The organism is Pseudoalteromonas sp. OF5H-5 (assembly GCF_021530695.1).
In the GTDB taxonomy this organism is placed as follows: Bacteria; Pseudomonadota; Gammaproteobacteria; order Enterobacterales; family Alteromonadaceae; genus Pseudoalteromonas.
The window spans coordinates 529,160-543,789 of record NZ_JAKGBF010000001.1 but is presented as its reverse complement, the minus strand read 5'-3'; the positions used below and the strand labels follow the sequence as shown (position 1 = coordinate 543,789).

The 14,630-nt window shown below is 44.3% G+C and carries 14 protein-coding genes; 8 read left to right on the top strand and 6 right to left on the bottom strand.

Going from position 1 to position 14,630, the window contains the following annotated elements:
- Window position 1: 1 nt before the first annotated feature.
- The 5 genes from L1271_RS02500 to pspA form a co-directional block, all read right to left on the bottom strand.
- Window positions 2-1,027, bottom strand: coding sequence for a TIGR01620 family protein (locus L1271_RS02500; protein WP_102057131.1), 1,026 nt, complete (start codon window positions 1,025-1,027; stop codon window positions 2-4).
- Window positions 1,024-2,436, bottom strand: a complete 1,413-nt coding sequence (locus L1271_RS02495; protein ID WP_102057132.1) for a YcjX family protein — start codon at window positions 2,434-2,436, stop codon at window positions 1,024-1,026. The genes L1271_RS02500 and L1271_RS02495 overlap by 4 nt, the downstream gene beginning before the upstream one ends.
- A 48-nt stretch (window positions 2,437-2,484) precedes the next feature.
- Entirely contained in the window at window positions 2,485-2,886 is a 402-nt protein-coding gene (gene pspC / locus L1271_RS02490; RefSeq protein WP_010606736.1) for an envelope stress response membrane protein PspC, read from the bottom strand.
- Window positions 2,883-3,116, bottom strand: a complete 234-nt coding sequence (pspB, locus tag L1271_RS02485) for an envelope stress response membrane protein PspB (protein ID WP_010371190.1) — start codon at window positions 3,114-3,116, stop codon at window positions 2,883-2,885. Before pspB ends, pspC begins: the two co-directional genes overlap by 4 nt.
- Before the next feature lie 77 nt (window positions 3,117-3,193).
- Entirely contained in the window at window positions 3,194-3,853 is a 660-nt protein-coding gene (gene pspA, locus L1271_RS02480; protein WP_010371188.1) for a phage shock protein PspA, read from the bottom strand.
- A gap of 182 nt (window positions 3,854-4,035) precedes the next feature.
- On the opposite strand from pspA, the gene pspF reads away from it, so the two are divergent.
- From pspF to L1271_RS02440, 8 genes are all read left to right on the top strand, one after another.
- Window positions 4,036-5,127: a phage shock protein operon transcriptional activator gene (gene pspF / locus L1271_RS02475; protein ID WP_102057133.1), complete on the top strand. Its 1,092-nt coding sequence runs from the start codon at window positions 4,036-4,038 to the stop codon at window positions 5,125-5,127.
- Between the two features lie 2 nt (window positions 5,128-5,129).
- The gene (locus tag L1271_RS02470) at window positions 5,130-6,737 is read left to right on the top strand and encodes an ABC transporter substrate-binding protein (protein WP_442793307.1); all 1,608 of its coding nucleotides are present in this window, start codon (window positions 5,130-5,132) and stop codon (window positions 6,735-6,737) included.
- 1 nt (window position 6,738) lies between these two features.
- On the top strand, window positions 6,739-7,773 hold the full coding sequence (locus tag L1271_RS02465) for an ABC transporter permease (RefSeq protein WP_102057135.1): 1,035 nt from the start codon (window positions 6,739-6,741) through the stop codon (window positions 7,771-7,773).
- The gene (locus L1271_RS02460) at window positions 7,760-8,653 is read left to right on the top strand and encodes an ABC transporter permease subunit (RefSeq protein ID WP_010371175.1); all 894 of its coding nucleotides are present in this window, start codon (window positions 7,760-7,762) and stop codon (window positions 8,651-8,653) included. Before L1271_RS02465 ends, L1271_RS02460 begins: the two co-directional genes overlap by 14 nt.
- The gene (locus tag L1271_RS02455; RefSeq protein ID WP_010606731.1) at window positions 8,653-9,660 is read left to right on the top strand and encodes a peptide ABC transporter ATP-binding protein; all 1,008 of its coding nucleotides are present in this window, start codon (window positions 8,653-8,655) and stop codon (window positions 9,658-9,660) included. The genes L1271_RS02460 and L1271_RS02455 overlap by 1 nt, the downstream gene beginning before the upstream one ends.
- On the top strand, window positions 9,645-10,406 hold the full coding sequence (locus L1271_RS02450; RefSeq protein ID WP_102057136.1) for an ATP-binding cassette domain-containing protein: 762 nt from the start codon (window positions 9,645-9,647) through the stop codon (window positions 10,404-10,406). Before L1271_RS02455 ends, L1271_RS02450 begins: the two co-directional genes overlap by 16 nt.
- Before the next feature lie 18 nt (window positions 10,407-10,424).
- Window positions 10,425-11,453, top strand: a complete 1,029-nt coding sequence (locus L1271_RS02445) for a helix-turn-helix domain-containing protein (protein WP_102057137.1) — start codon at window positions 10,425-10,427, stop codon at window positions 11,451-11,453.
- 69 nt (window positions 11,454-11,522) lie between these two features.
- Complete coding sequence (locus tag L1271_RS02440) at window positions 11,523-12,650, top strand: nuclear transport factor 2 family protein (protein WP_235366672.1); 1,128 nt, start codon at window positions 11,523-11,525, stop codon at window positions 12,648-12,650.
- A gap of 68 nt (window positions 12,651-12,718) precedes the next feature.
- Here the strand turns inward: L1271_RS02440 and L1271_RS02435 are convergent, their stop codons facing one another.
- Complete coding sequence (locus L1271_RS02435) at window positions 12,719-14,629, bottom strand: SurA N-terminal domain-containing protein (protein WP_235366671.1); 1,911 nt, start codon at window positions 14,627-14,629, stop codon at window positions 12,719-12,721.
- Between the last annotated feature and the right edge of the window lies 1 nt (window position 14,630).

Here is a 14,630-nt window from a genome sequence, read left to right as displayed (position 1 = left end):
CTTAATCTTTTTTGCTACGCCTTAATAGCACATCAACGACTGAGCTAATCGCATTTTTTAAAAGACTTTGTTTGTGCTCCAAGCGTGGCAATGGTCGACAAAGTTCCATCGCCTTATAGCCCAAGCGGGCTGTGAATATCCCAGCACTTAGGCCCTGTGCCGAACGGGTAGAAAGCTTGCCAAGTAATTCAGCCCCCACACTGGTCGCAGCAAGGTCGCTTACCAGTTCACTTGCGCCAACAAATACCATTTGCTTCAACAACATTTTATACAAGGTGATGCGGCTACGATACGCTAATCGAATACCATAATGTTTGCTGATCTTTTCCACCAGCACGACTCCGCGCCAAAGCACCGCCAGCATATCCACAAGTGCAAGTGGACTTAAAGCAACTAAGAGCGCCGATGTTGTTGCATGCTCCTGAATTAGCTTTTTAGCTTCAGCATCTTGGCCTCGGAGCAAAGTTTTTTCATATAAAGTGATGACTTCTTTGTCTGTGTGGTGAGGCTGTAACGCCTCTTCAAATGCGGCAACCTTTTGCTCTGGATGCGCTTTTAATAGTGGCCCAAGCCAAGCTCGCGCCTCGCCAATTTGGTCACTCTGTAATAAGCGCAGGGCATCATGCTTAATTTGCTGATGTTGTTTTAGCTTGCTAAGTGCGATGACTTCCGAAAATAAGAACTTAAATAGCGCAAGTAAACCAAGAGACAACACGGTGGTGTATAGACTAAACAGCAGAATATTTTGCTCATAGCTCTCTATCAAGGTCAGTGCTGTTTCCACAATGATAAGTATTAATAGCGCAAGCAAAAAGCACTGCTTAAACCCAAATCGCCAAGGCGATTCGTAAATACGTTCAATTTTCGGTAACTCGGGTTCAGGCACAGCATCAAGGCTTTCACTCACAACCAGCTCGTTGCCGAGAACTTTGCCTTCACCACCCAAATGTTGAGACTCATCTTGGCGTTCAGTATCGATGTTTAAGCGCCTACCCGAGCCTTGGTAAGATTTTGTCTGATCTGTCATCTTAATTTATCTCCAATTAAGAACTGCAAAGCATGATCAAGCCTGATATGCGATAAGTTTCCTTGCCTCGCAGGTAGCGGTTCAAACGCTAAAAACTCAAACCCACTTTGGGGCCAAGCCTGCGCTTTTGGAACGTGATCAGGCGGGGTTGGTGGTACATAATTAATAAACTGCTGCTCGCCGACTGGCTTGCCGTAGATACATTGCACATGTTGCGTCCCCTCTTTCACCGCCCTTGACTCAACACTTCTCACCGAAGAAAGAGACATCGTATCCACGGTTACCCCGTTGAAGCGAAGCTCATTGGCACTGTCCACCAGCATTTCATTTAACAACCTTGTCAAATTGGTTTGCTGCTCGTTCAAGACACCATCACATTTGTTGGCGGCAAATAGCACCTTATCTATTTTTGGGTTAAATAAACGAGACAAAAAGCCACTTTTACCATGGGAAAACATGGCGAGGATCTGCTTTAACGCATCTTCTTGCTCTTTCAGTGTGTCATAGCCATCACTTAGGCTACCCAATAGATCAACTAACACGACTTGGCGGTCAAACTGACAAAAGTAATCTTTGTAAAAAGGTGCGACGACTTGCTTTTTGTAGGCTTCAAAACGCTCCACAAGCTGTTGATATTGTGAATGCTCGGTAATGTCGTTTGGGTGAACTTGTACCGGGAAAAACAGCAATATTGGCGCTCCCTCAAGGTCACCTGGGATCAACGCTCGGCCAGGTTGCAGGTTAGATAAACGAGTATTCCGCTGCAACTGCGCTAAAAGCGCATGGTAACTTTGTGCAAGCATTTTCAGCTTACTTTCATCCACCGCTTCCGTCCCATCAAACTGCTTGAGGAGCTGTAAAAACGTTTGTGCAAATGGCTGGTATTTAGGCTTATTTAATAATGCAAATTGCTGCTCACACCACTCGGGAAAAGTCATTTTAAGTAGCGGCAAGTCCATTAACCATTCACCTGGGTAATCATATAGTTCAAGGTATAGTGTATGGGTTTGCGCTAAGTGCTGTTTGAGTCCGCGTTCACTATGATACCTAAACGCCAGTGTTAAGGTGTTGATACGTTTGGTTGACGCAGGCCATGTTGGCGGCTCTTCCAACAAACAAGTTATCGCTTGCTGATAGTCAAAAGTTGGTACCGCCAGTGCCTTCTGCGGCTCAGGACGACACGCAACAAGACGACCTTCACTCACGACATCTAAAAACGGTAAGTTGTCGGTGCTCGTTTGGGTAGTCAGATGCTTGATAAGAGCCGTGATAAATGCGGTTTTCCCGCTGCCACTAAACCCGGTTACGGCAAGCTTTATATGCTTATCAAAAGAGCGGTGGAGCGTTTTTTTGGCTTGTTGTTTTAACTTATCTAGGGAAGATGGGGTTCGAAAACGTGACGTAGTCATAAGTAGAAAAGTGCCCCTCAAGAAAATGCCAAGGCGGCCAATACCGCCTTATAGCTTGTCAATTTCTCTGCTAACCGTAAATTCAGGGGAAGTTACGTAGCGTTCCATGTTCTGAATGCGACCATCAAGTCGTGATAATCTGTCTTTTAGGTCATAAAGTGCCTGTCTTGGCGGCTCGCCTTTTTGCCACACCTTAAACTTCACCGATACTTTATCCTCATCTTTCGCATCAGGCGAACGGTTTGGTGTCACTTCACGTTTATCTAAAATAAACCAGCATGCCACATACACGACGATAAATAATGGGCCACCAGATAATAGCACGGCTGTGATGAATAAAATCCTAACAAGCCATAACTCCATGTTGAAGTAATCGCTAAGACCTGCGCATACCCCTGCTATCTTGCCGCGACTTGGGTCACGATATAGCTCTCGCTTTACTCTACTCATAACTTGCGTCTCCATTGTGGTGACTCTTGATCAAGTAAAGCTTCTAACGTTTCAACACGATCTGCCATTTTTTCTGCCTTGCTGGCTAATTCGATAAGCTGACGATGCTCGTGTTCACTTAACCCTTGGCTTACCTGCTTTTTGCTACGGTAGTGCAAAATCAACCAAAGTGGTGCCACGATGACCATAAAAATAATCAACGGAGCCATTAAAACTTCTGCGTCAAACATAATCTTCTCCTGCCTTCAACCTGGCTGTTATTATTGTAGTTGGTTAGCACCTACCCTGACAGTAGGTGCGACTATTTTCACTTTTCAGCCATTTTCTTTTTCAGCTGTTCAAGCTCATCGTCAATCTTTTCGTTCTTTTGCAGATCAGCAATCTCATCCGCTAAAGATTTCTTACCTAAATCGTAAGATTCGATTTGCGACTCTAGGCCATCGATTTTGCTCTCATAACGCTCAAAGCGATTTAGGGCATCATCTACTTTACTGCTGTCGAGTGCCTTTTTCACCTCTAAACGAGATTCTGCTGAGCGCTGACGTAGTACAATCGCTTTTTGGCGCGCTTTTGCGTCGGCCAGTTTATCTTGTAATGTACTGACTTCTTGCTGCAGCTTTTCAATGTGCGTGTCTACATGCTCTAGCTCTTTTTCAAGGGCTGCAACATCTTCCGCAGACTTTTGCTTTTCAAGTAAAGCAGCACGTGCTAAATCTTCACGTTCTTTACTTAATGCAAGCTCTGCTTTGGTTTGCCAATCATCTACCTGTGCTTTTAGCTGATCTAGACGGCGTGTTAACTCCTTTTTCTCAGCGAGTGTTTTTGCTGAGGTCGATCTTACTTCAACTAGTGTATCTTCCATTTCTTGGATAATTAGGCGAACCATTTTTTCTGGATCTTCGGCTTTATCCAAAATAGCATTAATATTAGAATTCACTATGTCTGCAAAACGAGAAAAAATTCCCATAGTGGTTACCTCTTTGGTTAATAGCTAAATTGCTTACTTCTATGTATCAAATAGCTTGCCAACTTTAACAAAATTAAAAATATAATAAAATCATAAGGTTATTTTATTTTTAAAAAGCCTTTAGTTATCACTTATTTTAAAATACACTAGTTATTAGTAAAAACCACTAAGAGTTAGGCAATATGAGCCGTTTTCGCCAACAGGATAATTTATTAGGCCAATCTGACAGCTTTTTAGCTGTGCTAGACAAGGTTTCACAGCTCGCTCCTTTAGAAAAGCCCGTGCTTATTATTGGCGAGCGTGGCACAGGTAAAGAGTTAATTGCGGCACGTTTGCATTATCTCTCAGAGCGGTGGGATCAGGAATACGTCAAACTAAACTGTGCAGCCCTAAACGAAAACCTTTTAGAGAGTGAATTATTTGGTCACGAGAGCGGTGCCTTTACTGGTGCAAGCAAGCGCCATGAAGGTCGATTTGAACGCGCTAACAGTGGCACACTGTTTTTGGATGAGTTAGCTAATACCTCTGCAATGGTGCAAGAAAAGCTCTTGCGTGTAATTGAATACGGTGAGTTCGAGCGAGTTGGCGGCAAGCAAACCGTAAAAGTAGATACTCGACTGGTATGCGCTACCAATGAAGATCTCCCCACTCTTGCCGATGCTGGAGAGTTCAGACACGACTTATTGGACCGCCTCGCATTTGACGTCATCACCTTACCGCCATTAAGAGCGAGAAAAGAAGACATCTTATTATTGGCCGAACATTTTGCGATAAATATGGCTCGGGATTTAGGATGGGAGTTATTTAGCGGCTTTACCCGCAAAGCCATCGAAAAGCTGCTTGATTACCCGTGGCCCGGCAATATCCGTGAGCTCAAAAATGTAGTTGAACGTAGTTTATATCGTCATGGCAATGATCAAATTCCGGTTCATGATATTGTGTTTGACCCCTTTGCTAGCCCATTTAGGCCGAGCCAACGGATCAAAGCACCAAATGCCCAGCCAACAACTGCAGCCACTCATAAAGTTGAGCCGTTGCCTACGGCGCAACCGAGTAATGAACAACAGGCAGATCCAGCCCTCGAGTTCGACTTCCCTTGTGATTTAAAATCGCTTTCCAACGGCTATGAAATCACAATGCTGCAAAAAGCGCTTGAATTTAGTCAATTTAATCAAAAGAAAACTGCACAAAACCTTGGTTTGACGTATCATCAACTTAGAGGTTATTTGAAAAAATACAACCTACTGGACCAAAACCAAAAACAAGAGGCATAGTGGTGCGTAAATTGTTTTTTGGTGTGCTGTGTACCGCTTTATTTGGCTGTACGGATCAGACGCCAAATAAAGTGAATGATAAGTCACAAGGCTTAGTATATTGTGCAGAAGCGAACCCTGTGTCATTTAATCCACAAGTGACCACAACAGGGTCTACGATTGATATTATTGCCAATCAGCTTTATGACACCTTGATCAGTATTGATCCTGAAAACGGCGAATTCTTACCTGAGTTGGCAACGTCTTGGCAGGTCAGCAAAGACGGTAAATCTTTCACTTTTACCCTGAGGGATGATGTCCAATTTCACGATACCCTCTACTTCACACCAACAAGAAAAATGAATGCCGATGATGTGGTATTCTCATTTAACCGTTTATTTGATGTTTACAATCCGTACCACTTTGTTGGTGATGCAAATTATCCTTATTTTCAAAGTATTGGACTCGACCAACTGATCCGCCAAGTAAAAAAAGTGGATGAACATACCGTTCGCTTTGATCTGTTCAACGCGGAAAGTAGCTTTTTATCCAATATCGCCACAGACTTCGCTGTCATTCTTTCTAAAGAATATGCCGATCAGCTTATACAGCTTGAACATAAGCAAGATTTTGATCAAAAGCCCGTAGGCACAGGTCCGTATAAGTACCGTGAATTTTTACGTGATAACCTGATCCGATATTATCGCCATGAGCATTACTGGAAACACCCGGTATACATGGAACAATTGGTCTACGATATCACCACCAATGGCACTAGCCGCATCGCAAAAATGCTAACTAAAGAATGTGATATTACGGCGCACCCCAGTGCTACCCAGCTCACCGTGCTTGAGCAAAGAAAAGACATAGAAGTTGAAAAGGCCGCAAATCTGAATATAGGCTACTGGGCATTCAACACCGAAAAGCCACCATTTGATAATCCGTTGGTCCGCAAAGCGCTGGCGCACAGCATAGATTTTGAAAAAATCATGCAAGCGGTATTTTACAACAATGGAATTTTAGCCCGCTCGATGCTTCCCCCTTCTTCATGGGCATTTGAAGCACAGCAAAAAATGCCAACATATGACCCTGAAAAAGCCAAAGAGTATTTGAAACAGGCTGGTCTTGAGGGTGGTTTTTCCATGACCTTATGGGCCATGCCGGTGTCGCGAATTTACAATCCTAACGCGCGGAAAATGGCTGAGCTTATTCAACGTGATTTACGTGATATTGGCGTCAATGCCAGAATCGTCGAGTACGAATGGAATACCTTTATTGAACGCGTTGGCCGCCATGAGCATGATAGCGTGTTGTTAGGCTGGGCAGCAGATACACCTGATCCAGACAATTTCTTCAGCCCATTATTGAGCTGCACTGCAACATTTAGTGGCAAAAACCCTTCCAACTGGTGTAATCCGGAGTTTGACTTATTGCTCACTCAAGCGTTAGACACCAACAATATGGAAGAAAGAAAATACTATTATCAGCAAGCACAAAAAATGGTCATTGAGCAACTGCCTCTCGTTCCAATTGCGCACGGGCTAAGGTTCCAAGCAACTAGCTCTGATATCAAGGGCGTCTCATTACGTCCATTTGGTGGTATTTCGCTCGCTGAGGCAAGGAGAGACTAACATGTTCGCAAAATATGCTTATCGACGACTGAGCTTGCTTTGCTTTATGTTGTTTACCCTAACGATTTTTACTTTCGCCCTCAATTATCTGTTTCCTGGTGAGTTGATCACTAACTTCAGTGGTGAAGTCAACTCGAGTTATGCCCAAACGCAGGCGCTAGTTGAAAAATATCGTATTGAAGAAAATATCTTTGTGCAATATGCCGCGTTTATGACTCGTATGTTTGAAGGCGACTGGGGTTTATCTTTATCATCAGGGCAGCCCGTGCTTTCTCATGTGAAACATCTATTTCCAGCAACGCTTGAGCTGTGTTTATATGCTTTGACGGTTGCAGTCTTGATTGGTGTACCAAGTGGAGTAATAGCCAGCGCTTATCATAAAAAGTGGCCAGATAAGCTCATTAACTCATTAAGCTTGATGGGATTTTCCATTCCAGTTTTTTGGTTAGCCCTGCTGCTTATTATGGCATTTTGTCTGGGCCTTGGGCTTTTCCCCATGTCCGGTAGAATTGGCTTACTTTATGAAATACAGCCCGTTACTCATTTTATTCTGATTGATATTTATCTTGAAGATTTTCCCTATGGTGGTGCCGCATTTTGGGATGCACTTCATCATTTAGCGCTGCCGACAATTGTGCTGGCTATGTACCCAACGACAGTTTTGATCCGCTTTACTCGCGACTCTATGCTCGAAGTCCTCGACCAGAACTATATTAAAACAGCTAGAGCAAAAGGCCTTAATCGCAGCCAGCTTATCATCCACCACGCGCTGAGAAATGCGCTGCTTCCAGTGATAAAACAAATTGGTCTCCAATTTAGCACGCTCATCACACTTGCGATGATCACTGAGGTGATATTCTCTTGGCCTGGGATCGGTCGATGGTTAATTGAAAGCATCTATCAACGTGATTTCCCCGCCATCCAAGGGGGACTGCTCGCGGTGTCTTTCTTTGTTATCATTGCCAACATGTTGTCTGATTTTATTCACTCGATACTCGATCCGCTCGCAAGGAATCAGGCTCATGGCAAAGTTTAATCTATTTACCGAAGAGTCTAATCGCTCACCTTTATTTAGGTTATGGCGTAAATTCCGCTCAAACCACGTTGCGCTAGTGGGTTTATGGCTGTTTGTTGCTCTGACGGTGTTGGCTTTAACAGCGCCGCTGATCGCGCCCTATGGTGTTAACCAGCAGCATGCTGATGCCCTGTTGCTACCACCTTCTTGGCATGACGATGGCGATGTGCGCTTTATACTCGGTACAGATGATTTAGGGCGAGACATCTTATCGCGCTTAATGAATGGAGCAACCTACACGTTTGGTTTATCTATCATTGCAGCCTTGGTTACCACGGCGCTCGGCGTCGTACTTGGTACGCTTGCTGGCGCCAGTCGAGGCTTAAAATCCAGCTTTCTTAATCACTTATTGGATATTACGCTCGCCATTCCTTCGTTATTGCTGGCCATTATCATCATTGCTATATTGGGGCCAGGTTTGATGAATACAGTGTGGGCGATTATCTTCGCGCTATTGCCACAATACATCCACTCGATTAGAAACTTAGTGGTCACTGAGCTGAGTAAAGACTATATCATCGCCTTTAAGCTTGATGGTGCAACACGCTGGAAACTGCTCGTCCGTGGCATACTGCCTAACATTTACGAGCATATCGTGGTTATCTTCACCATGGCGCTGTCGACTGCTATTTTGGATATTGCGGCACTTGGTTTCTTAAAGCTCGGTGCGCAGCCTCCATCGACCGAATGGGGTGCTATCCTCCAAGAAAACTTAAGTTTAATTTATCTCGCGCCTTGGACTGTAGGCCTCCCAGGTGTATTGCTTTTTTTGGCAGTACTGTCTACCAACTTGGTTGGTGATGGACTGCGTGAAGCGCTGAAACAACGTAAGGCAGATTAATGCAATTACTAGACATTAAGAACCTCACCATTGAACTACGTACCGAAGACGGTGTTATTCGCGCGGTTGATAAGGTCAACCTTAGCCTTAAAGAAGGCGAAGTTCATGCACTTGTCGGTGAGTCTGGCTCTGGTAAAAGTCTGATCGCCAAAGCCATTGTAGGGGTACTCAATCAGCGCTGGACAGTAACCGCAGACCGCATGCACTGGCGTGGCGTTGACCTTATGCGTTTATCTTCAGAAAAGCGCAGAAAGCTCGTCAGCCAAGATATTGCGATGATTTACCAAGAGCCAAGTCGAAGCCTTGACCCAACCGCTACCATTTTCGACCAAGTCGCGGAATCTATTCCCGATAGCGTCTTAAAAGGTGGCTTTTTTGGTCGTAGAAAAGCACGAAAAGAAAAGGTCCGAGCGCTATTGCACAAAGCTGGGATCCGAGACGATAAAAAGATCTGTAGCAGTTACCCACATGAGCTTTCTGAGGGGATGTGCCAAAAAATCATGATTGCGATGGCCATCGCCAGAAGCCCTAAATTACTTATTGCCGATGAGCCAACCACCGCACTTGAGAGTACCGCCCGCGCGCAAGTATTTCGATTGCTCAAGGCATTAAACCAGCTTAAGAACATGTCGATATTAATGATTTCGCATGAGCTAGAAGAGATCTCCGACTGGTCCCACGCAATGCATGTGCTCTATTGCGGACAGATGGTTGAAGCAGGTCCTACTCAGGCTATTTTTAAACAGCCATTACATCCCTACACCCAAGCGCTAGTTAAGAGTTTACCTGACTTTGGTCAAGGGCTCGGCCATAAAGAAGCATTTTATGCCTTGAAAGGCACTATTCCCCCATTACAGCATTTACCCATCGGATGCCGCTTGGGGCCGAGATGCCCTCAAGCACAAAAAGAATGTGTCGTCACGCCAAGACAAAGTCGCTCGCATGGCCATAGTTATGCTTGCCACTTTCCGTTAATTAAGGTGAAGCAAAAATGCAACCCGTCTTAAAAGTACAGTCCTTAAACAAGTCCTACACTTCTCGTCAAGGGCTGCTCAGACGCCGCTCGATGCAGGTACTCAGAGATGTGTCGTTTGCGCTTGCTCCCGGACAAACCCTCGCAATCATAGGCGAGACTGGCTCTGGTAAAAGTACGCTCGCCAAAGTACTTGCCGGTGCCGACATGGCAGACTCAGGACAAATATTACTAAACGGCCAAATTGTAGAAGACGCTGGTATTCGCAATCATGACTGTCGTACTATTCGCCTTATCTTTCAAGACCCAACTCGCTCGCTCAACCCGGGTCTCACCATTGGGGATATGCTTGATGATTGTCTACAATACAATACTGAACTCACCGAAGAGCAGCGTTATAAGAAAATCCGCATCACACTCAGCCGCGTCGGGCTACTTGGCGAACACATAGACTATTATCCTCATATGTTTAGTGGCGGGCAGTTACAGCGGGTTGCCTTAGCGCGGGCCCTTATTTTAGACCCAAAAGTGCTGGTATTGGATGAAGCGTTGTCATCATTAGACCCATCCGTACGGGCGCAAACCGTAAATCTGCTGCTAGAGCTACAAGCAGCAACGGGACTTGCGTACGTGCTTATCACACATCATTTGAGTTTGGTTCGTCACATGAGTGATGAGATTTTGGTATTAAATCGCGGTAAAGTCGTCGAATATGGCGAAACCGAACGTGTGTTCAATACTCCAAAATCTAAAACCATGCAGAAGCTGCTATCTGCTTAATTTCGCGGGGAATAAGTAATGGATTTTAGTGCCCATCTGTTATTTTTCTTCTCACTTATCGGGGTGTTTAATGGCTTTATTCTCAGCGTCCTACTGCTAATAAAATTTCAGGAGGCAAAAGCACTGCGCTGGGTGTCGGTGCTTCTCATTTTACTTTGTATTCGAATTGGCAAATCAGTCCTTTTTTACTTTAACCCAGAGCTGGATAAAACGATTCTGCAAATAGGTTTGAGTGCCTACTTTTTGCTTGGCCCCTGCCTGCTTAATTTTGTACTTGCAAGCTACAGTGAAACCAAAAATCGTTATCTAACAATACACTTTTTGGCATTAAGCGGTTTTATTATTGGATTTGGTATACTTATGCCCTATCAGCTTCACCCTGAAATTTGGCAAATGTGGGGTTACAAAGGCACATCCTATTTTTGGCTAGGTTATTTACTGATAAGTTCTTATACTTTTTATCGTCTAGCTACAGACAAAAGCGCCAATGGCAACGCTGAGTTTCATCTAACTTTGGTTGTGATCTGCGGTTGCTGGCTCATTTGGGCCGCGTATTTCTTTTCGTCATTCACTTCTTACATCACAGGAGCACTCACGTTCAGCTTTGTGCTCTATTTAAGCATCCTTTTCGCACCCAAATTACTACGAAAACCAACTGCTAATGAAAAGAAATATGCCAATACGCACATAAGCGACGATGAATACAATCAGCTCATAGCCAAACTTGAGTCGTTAATGTCAGAAAGCAAGCTATTTACTGAGCCGGATTTAACGCTCCCCCGATTGGCCAAACGATTAGGCACGAGCCACAACAAATTATCGCAAATAGTAAATCGCCACTATCATTGTAACTTTAAACAATATCTCAATGGCTTGAGAGTTGAATATGCGAAACACTTGCTTTCGAGCACCAACATGCCGCTGGAACACCTTGCACTGGAGTGTGGTTTTAATTCTGCATCCACATTTTTTGCCGCATTTAAGAAGCTCACGGGGTACTCTCCAAATAGCTTTAAGCACTCCGAGAACATACTCTCAGACTCCTAAAATATACTCTAGGTGACTGCTTTAATTAAATAAGTTTATGTTTCTTCTGAGTCATTACAGGAGAAGCTTATGACCCTATCAAAACTAGTACCATTGTTATTTTTACTACTTATCCAAACCAGCATCGCCATCGCTTTTGAGGATGAGACCGCTAAAATTACCGCTACATTAAACCACTACATCGGTGGCACCGCGAATAACCAGCCTGAAATGATAAGAAAAGCGTTTCATCCCGATGCGATGCTTATTTTAGAAAAGTCAGACCAAGCGATGTGGCAAGTCCCGTTGAAAGAGTATTTGAGTTGGTATAAAGGTCCGAAAAAAGACACAGGCAGGCGCGCAAAAATTCTAAATATCAGCGTGAATGATCACCTTGCACAGGCCAAAATCCGCATTGATATATTGAAGTCAAACGTGCAGTACATCGATCACCTACTCCTAAAGAAAATAGCTGGCACATGGAAAATCATCAGTAAATCTGCGCAGCAAACCACGCTAACTTCCGAGCAAGTAACGAACTTAGGTCGCCGAGTGCTCATTGTCGCGTCAAGCAAGGCCTTTCACGGCGATAGTCAGCTGCCAGCTGGCACGAGCTTCGAAGAGCTTCTCAGTGCCTATGACGTATTTACTCAAGCAGGACTAATTGTTGATTTTGTCAGCACACAAGGTGGCGCGCTAAACCTGAGCTATATAAATACTTCAAACGGTGAACATAAAAAGTACCTTTACCAACCTGACTATATGTATGCGCTCAGCAACACAATGCGCCCAGCTGAAGTCGACCCTAGCCAATATGCGGCAATCTATTATGTAGGCGGCAGTAATGCCATGTATGAAGTAGCAGAAAACCTTACTCTACAGCGTATTGCTATGCATATATATGAACAAAACCAAGGTGTTGTTGCCGCTGTATGCCACGGCACAGCTGGTATCGTTAATTTGCGCTTGAAAAATGGCGAGTATCTCATCAAAGGAAAACAAATCACCGGTTACCCTACCGCATTTGAAAATCCAGATAGAGCGTATTTCAAGCATTTTCCTTTTCAAATTCAGCCTAAAGTGGAAGAGCTTGGAGGGAATTTTGTATATGGAGAGCGGGATGCGTCTTTTATCAAGGTAGATAGCCGCATAGTGACGGGCCAGAATTATCAGTCTTCACAAGAGGTTGCAAGCACCGTACTTGAGCATATTCAATAATACCGATATCCCTGTCACAAGGCATAAAAAAGGCGCCGTGTTGACGCCTTTCTGCTATCTAAAAACGATTATTGCTGCTCTGTGACCTGTAACTGTGGTCTTTTCACTTCAGACTTAGCTTCAAGTGCTGCTAGTAGCTCAAGATAGTTTTTGTTTGCATAAGAAGCCGTGATTGACTGCTTCTGCTGCGCATCAACTTTGCCATCAACTTCAGGCGTGGTTACAGACTTCAGCACCACAAATGCCGAGTCACCATTACCAAGCTCTACAAGTGCAGATTCTGTTTCTGCTACACCAGGCTGAGGCAATTTAAATGCTTCTGCTGCGATAGCTGGCGGTACGTCGTAGCTACGACGCTTAAGCTCAGTCACGCTTTTCACTTCGATATTTTGTGCTTTGGCAATCTCAGCTAAAGTAGAACCACCTTGTAGTTGCTCAAATAGTGACTGTGCTTTCTCTGCAATTAATGTCGACGCTTTTTCATTGCTCAACTGCGTTTTGATCTGCGCGCTGACTTCCTCAAGTGGCTTCGTCGCTGCCGCTTTATGCTCAGCAACACGAACCACCACGATATGCTCTGGTGCAACTTCTAACACTTCAGAGTTTACGCGGTCTTCTAGCAGCTCTGGCGTGAAGATAGTATTGCTTATCGCTGGTGAATTCAGTGGCTCAGGAAGCGCATTACGACTTACCAGCTCAGTTGATTTGATTTCAACGCCAGCGGCTTCAGCAGCGTCTTGTAGCGAGTCAGCCATTTCAAAAGCAAGTTCAGCTACACGGGTTTGCTTTTGATAGAACGCATCGATCTTAGCTGCTTTTTCAAGCTCTGCACGAAGGTTGTCTTTTACGTCTTCAAAAGATTGCGCTTGTTGGCGTTGAATATCCGTTAGCTTGATAATGTGAAAACCAAACTCAGATTCAACCACTTCAGATACATCACCTACCGCGGCAAGCGCAAATGCTGCATCTTCAAACGCCGGATCCATCATGTCCCTTTCAATCCAATCTAGATCACCGCCAAGCTCAGCGCTCACCACGTCGTCAGATTTTTCTTCTGCAATAACGGCAAAATCAGCACCGTTATTCAATTCAGCCAGAATTTCATCTGCTTTTTGTTTAGCGGCTTCAGCATCTTCGCTTGCATCAACAAGAATGTGTGACACGCGGCGTCTTTCAGGTTCAAGATATTGGTTCTTTTGCTCTTCGTAATACGTTTTTAACGCTTCCTCAGTAACTGGTTCTGCAGGCGCTAAATCTTCAGCTTTTAGCTCGATATAGTTAACCGCCACCAATTCTGGAGCTTGAAACTGAGTTTGATTCAAGTCGTAATAGTTCTGAACTTCTTCATCTGATACTGACACTTCATCTTTCACCAACTCTTTGCTTAATACCGCATAGTCGATAGCACGAGTTTGTTGCTGTAGCGCAATAGATTGCTGAAGTTCGTTTTTCAGTACAAAATCAGTGCCAGCAACTGCAGAGATTAACTGCGCACGAGTCATCTCGTCACGAAGATATTCACGGAAGCTATCTGGCTGGAAGTTCATTTGACGGATAACTTGTAAGTAACGGTCGTTACTGAATTCTCCACCAATTTGAAAATATGGCATTTCAACAATCGCTTTTTTAACCTGCTCATCGCTCACACGAAGACCAAGCTCTTTAGCTAATTGAGTTTGTAATTCTTGTTGTACTAATTGATCAACAACACCTTGGCGAATTTGCGCCATATAATTAGGATCGGCTGCAATCTGTGCAAAGTATTCGCCAAACTGTTGCTCTAGTCGTGCGCGTTCATTTGAGTAAGCACGAGAAAACTTGGTTTGTGAAATCTTTACTCCGTTCACTTCTGCGACAGGCTGCTCTGTGGTTTGACCTAGGTAACCACCGATCCCTGCTAACGCAAAAGATAAGATGACTAAACCTAATACGATTTTAGCCGCCGGGCCTTGCGAGCCTTCTCTGATCTTTTCAAGCATT

What these genes read in the sequence shown, in the direction of transcription:
- L1271_RS02500 (WP_102057131.1), bottom strand. Translation starts at nt 1,027, where the DNA reads ATGACAGATCAGACAAAATCTTACCAAGGCTCGGGTAGGCGCTTAAAC.
- L1271_RS02495 (WP_102057132.1), bottom strand. Translation starts at nt 2,436, where the DNA reads ATGACTACGTCACGTTTTCGAACCCCATCTTCCCTAGATAAGTTAAAA.
- pspC (WP_010606736.1), bottom strand. Translation starts at nt 2,886, where the DNA reads ATGAGTAGAGTAAAGCGAGAGCTATATCGTGACCCAAGTCGCGGCAAG.
- pspB (WP_010371190.1), bottom strand. Translation starts at nt 3,116, where the DNA reads ATGTTTGACGCAGAAGTTTTAATGGCTCCGTTGATTATTTTTATGGTC.
- pspA (WP_010371188.1), bottom strand. Translation starts at nt 3,853, where the DNA reads ATGGGAATTTTTTCTCGTTTTGCAGACATAGTGAATTCTAATATTAAT.
- pspF (WP_102057133.1), top strand. Translation starts at nt 4,036, where the DNA reads ATGAGCCGTTTTCGCCAACAGGATAATTTATTAGGCCAATCTGACAGC.
- L1271_RS02465 (WP_102057135.1), top strand. Translation starts at nt 6,739, where the DNA reads ATGTTCGCAAAATATGCTTATCGACGACTGAGCTTGCTTTGCTTTATG.
- L1271_RS02460 (WP_010371175.1), top strand. Translation starts at nt 7,760, where the DNA reads ATGGCAAAGTTTAATCTATTTACCGAAGAGTCTAATCGCTCACCTTTA.
- L1271_RS02455 (WP_010606731.1), top strand. Translation starts at nt 8,653, where the DNA reads ATGCAATTACTAGACATTAAGAACCTCACCATTGAACTACGTACCGAA.
- L1271_RS02450 (WP_102057136.1), top strand. Translation starts at nt 9,645, where the DNA reads ATGCAACCCGTCTTAAAAGTACAGTCCTTAAACAAGTCCTACACTTCT.
- L1271_RS02445 (WP_102057137.1), top strand. Translation starts at nt 10,425, where the DNA reads ATGGATTTTAGTGCCCATCTGTTATTTTTCTTCTCACTTATCGGGGTG.
- L1271_RS02440 (WP_235366672.1), top strand. Translation starts at nt 11,523, where the DNA reads ATGACCCTATCAAAACTAGTACCATTGTTATTTTTACTACTTATCCAA.
- L1271_RS02435 (WP_235366671.1), bottom strand. Translation starts at nt 14,629, where the DNA reads ATGCTTGAAAAGATCAGAGAAGGCTCGCAAGGCCCGGCGGCTAAAATC.